Origin of the sequence: Intestinirhabdus alba (assembly GCF_009711095.1) — a bacterium.
GTDB classification, from domain to species: domain Bacteria; phylum Pseudomonadota; class Gammaproteobacteria; order Enterobacterales; family Enterobacteriaceae; genus Intestinirhabdus; species Intestinirhabdus alba.
The window spans coordinates 1-3,547 of sequence record NZ_WMJZ01000086.1 but is presented as its reverse complement, the minus strand read 5'-3'; the positions used below and the strand labels follow the sequence as shown (position 1 = coordinate 3,547).

General features: G+C 65.9%; 2 protein-coding genes and 1 pseudogene. All 3 read left to right on the top strand.

The annotated features are described in order from the left end of the window. Positions 1–33 precede the first annotated feature (33 nt). On the top strand, positions 34–1,383 hold the full coding sequence (gene tssK, locus GJV78_RS22460) for a type VI secretion system baseplate subunit TssK (protein ID WP_155110277.1): 1,350 nt from the start codon (positions 34–36) through the stop codon (positions 1,381–1,383). Then, complete coding sequence (gene tssL, locus GJV78_RS22455) at positions 1,380–2,060, top strand: type VI secretion system protein TssL, short form (RefSeq protein ID WP_155110276.1); 681 nt, start codon at positions 1,380–1,382, stop codon at positions 2,058–2,060. Before tssK ends, tssL begins: the two co-directional genes overlap by 4 nt. A 284-nt stretch (positions 2,061–2,344) precedes the next feature. Then, positions 2,345–3,547: pseudogene (locus tag GJV78_RS24220) on the top strand (OmpA family protein); the annotation flags it as partial.

Sequence of the window (3,547 nt, the reverse complement as noted above, 5' to 3'; positions counted from 1 at the left end):
CCGAAGGCCAAAGCATAAGGCACAGGAGGTGCGATGAAAATCTATCGTCCACTGTGGAACGAAGGGGCGCTGTTATCCCCCCAGCAGTTTCAGCAGCAGGCCGCGTGGGAGGCGTTTCGCAGCGCGGGCCTCTCCGCGCTCTCTTCCCCGTTTCCCTGGGGGATTGAAAAGGCGGAATTTGACGAAAATCTGCTGGCTTCCGGGCTGGTTCAGGCTTCCCGTCTGCGGCTGTGGCTGGCGGATGGCACCCTGATTGACACCGGGATCAGCGATCTGCCGCCGGAGCCGCGCGAGCTTCTCTCCCCCCAGCTGGCCGCCAGGGATTCACTGACGGTGCTGATTGCCCTGCCGCTAATGCAGCCTGGAATGAGCAACGTTCAGCAGGCGGCGCAGACCCCCGACAGGCCGCTGCGCTATCGGGAAGAGTGGGTTGACGTACAGGATGCGTTTGGCAGTGAAGAAGAGTCGGTCGCCGTGGCCCGGTTCAATATTGCCCTGCGCTTCGCCCATGAAAATAACGAGTCTTGGCAGTGCTGCCCGGCGGCGCGCCTTATCCGGGACGGGCACGGGGGGTGGCGGCTGGATCCGACGTTTATTCCGCCGCTGGCGCTGTTCTCCGCCAGTCCGGCCCTCTGCGAGCGGCTGGTGCTGCTTAACCGGCAGCTTCGCTCGCGCCGCCAGCGCCTGATGGCGATGCGTCGGGAAAGCAACGAGCGGCTGGCGGATTTCGCCGTGGCGGACGTCTCTCTGTTCTGGCTGCTGAACGCGCTGAATTCTCATGCCCGCGTGCTGACGGAGTTTGAGCGTTTCCCGGCGCGGCATCCGGAGCAGATATGGGCCGAGCTGGCGCGGCTGGCGGGCAGTATGCTCACCTTCTCACTGGACAGCGATCCGGACGCCATTCCGGGCTATGACCACGAAACGCCAGAAAATACCTTTCCGCCGCTGTTCGAGCTGATCGCCGGCCTGCTGGAGGCCAGCCTGCCTTCCCGTGTGATTGCGCTGGAGATGTCTCGTCCGGACGATCAAACCTGGAAAGCGTCGCTGCACGACGTTCGTCTGCGTGAAGAGGCCGATCTCTATCTTTCCGTCCGTTCCGACGTTCCGGCCTGGCAGATCGCAGAGCGATTCCCGGCGCTGTGTAAGGCGGGATCGCCGGATGAGGTCAGCGCGATCTCCTCGGTGGCGCTGAAGGGGATCCCGCTTATTCCGGTGAGCCGCGTGCCGGCGGCGCTGCCGGTGCGGCTGGAAAATCAGTATTTTGCGCTGGGTATGGAGAGCGCCGCCGCCCGCGACATGCTGGAGCAGGGGGTCTGCCTGTTCTATGTGCCGGCGCTGCTTGGCGCGCTGGAGCTTGAACTGTTTGCGGTGCTGCGGTCATGAGACAAGAAATCAACGTAGATGAGCTGATGGCGGAAACCTGGCTGACGGTCACCCTGCTGAAGCACGGCGGCGTCACGCCGGACGGCGTGGGGCTGTACCAAAAGTGCTGTCGGCAGGTGGAGAGCGTGCGCGAGGTGCTGGAGCGCGTCGGCTACGATGAGAGCAGCATTGAGCATATTTCCTATGCCCAGTGCGCGCTGCTGGATGAAGCCGTGATGAGCAGAAAAAGCGCGGAGGGGAGCGAAGAGGGAGCGGATGCCGGCCAGGCGGCCTGGCGGAAAGCGCCGCTGCAGGCGCGCTATTTTGGTTCGCTGTTCGCCGGGGAGGCGCTCTGGGATCGTATTGCCGAGGTGCTGCGTCAGCCCGCGCCCAACGCCGCCGTCATTACCTGTTTTCATCGGGTCATCGCGCTGGGGTTCCAGGGGCTGTACAGCGTGAGTTCCGTCAGCCAGGCGCAGCGCGAGGCGGTGATCGCGGAGCTGGCCGGGCGCGTTGCGCCCCTTGACGCCGGCCTGTCGCTGCTGGTGCACCGCAGCAGAAAACGGCGCTACGGCCTGCTGCGTTCGGCCTGGTTTTGGATCGCTGTGGCGCTGATCGTCACCGGCGGCATCTGGTGGGGCGGACATCTCTGGCTTCAGGCGCTGCTCGCCTCGCAGCTGGCGGAGCTGCCCCGGTGATGCGTAAAACGGGCGTGGTCTCCGCAATAGTACATATTCTGGCCGGTGCGTCGGCGCTGCTCTGGCTGCTGTGGTATTTCATCCCGCTGGGGGGCGCGGGCAAAGGGGGGCTGACGCTGGGCATCGCGGTGCTGGCGTGCTGGCTGATGATAAGAAACGGCCGCCGCAGCGTCGTCGCAGGCCGTCAGGAAGAGGCCCGGCCAGAGATTCCCCTGCTGGATACCCGTGAGCCGGTTGTTCTCGTCTGCGGGGACGATCCTGAGCGCCTCTTCGCCGGGCAGCCGCTGCGCAAAACCGCGCAGGGCTACTGGCTGCGGGTGGATGACATCAGCACCCTTCACGACGTGGTCTGCGTCATTCAGGATGAGCAGCCGCGTCAGGTGGGGCAACTGGCCGTGATGTACGTTTGCCAGGCGGATCGCCATCAGGATGAGGCCGTGCTGCGGGCCGCCGCGAAAGCGCTGCGCCAGCATATTCACCGGCTCAGCGAGCGGGTTGGGTTTCGCGTTCCCCTCGTTTTGCTCGGTGAGTTTTCCGGGCCGGAGACGCCCTGGACCGTGGTACGCGGCGACCGGCCCGCGCTCTTTCCCGCAGACGAAGCCCCGCAGGCGGTGGAGGAGTGGCAGAAAACGACCGGCAACCTTGCGCTGATGCCGGTGCTGCGCGAGGCCTGGGCGTTTATGCAGACCGTGCTGCTGGAGGAGCTGCAAAAAGCCGATCGGCTCTGCCCGGCGGTTTACCCGTTTGCCGCGGCGCTGAGATGCGGCGCGGTTGCCGGCGACGGGCGTTCCCTGTGGGGCGACTGGCTGCAGCGGCGCGGCGGCCTCCGCTTTCCTTATCTGGCGGGCCGGGCTGAGGCGGCGCGTTTCCCGGATGCCGTGTTGCCTCTGCTGACGCCCTGGTGCGCGCCTGTCCAGGGGGGCCGTCATACCCGTCGACTGGTGTTCGTTTTATGGGGCTGCGCGCTGGCCGCGCTGGCCTTTTCCGCGGCGAACAACGGGGCGCTTATTCGTCAGGTCGGGGCCGGGCTGCAGCGCTGGTACGCTATTCCGATGAGCCATCATCAGCCGAAGGCTCAGGCGCTGGCGGTGCTCAAACGCGACGCGCTGCTGCTTGAGCGCTGGCAGCGGCAGGGGGAGCCGCTCAGGTACGCCCTGGGCTACTACCCCGGTCAGCGCCTGTGGCTGGCGCTGCAAAAGGCGATTGATGCGTACGTGCCGCCTANGGCAGTGGCGGCTGAAGCCCGGTTCGACGAAGGTGCTGGTTAACGCGCTGGTGGGGATCCGGGCGAAGCCGGGCTGGCTGATTATCGTGGCCGGCCATACCGACAGCACCGGCGACGAGCGGGCCAACCAGGCGCTCTCCCTGAAGCGCGCCGGCGCGGTGCGCGACTGGATGCTTAATAACGGCGACGTGCCGGAGAGCTGTTTTGCGGTGCAGGGCTATGGCGAGAGCCGCCCTGTCGCCACCAACGACACGGCGGAGGG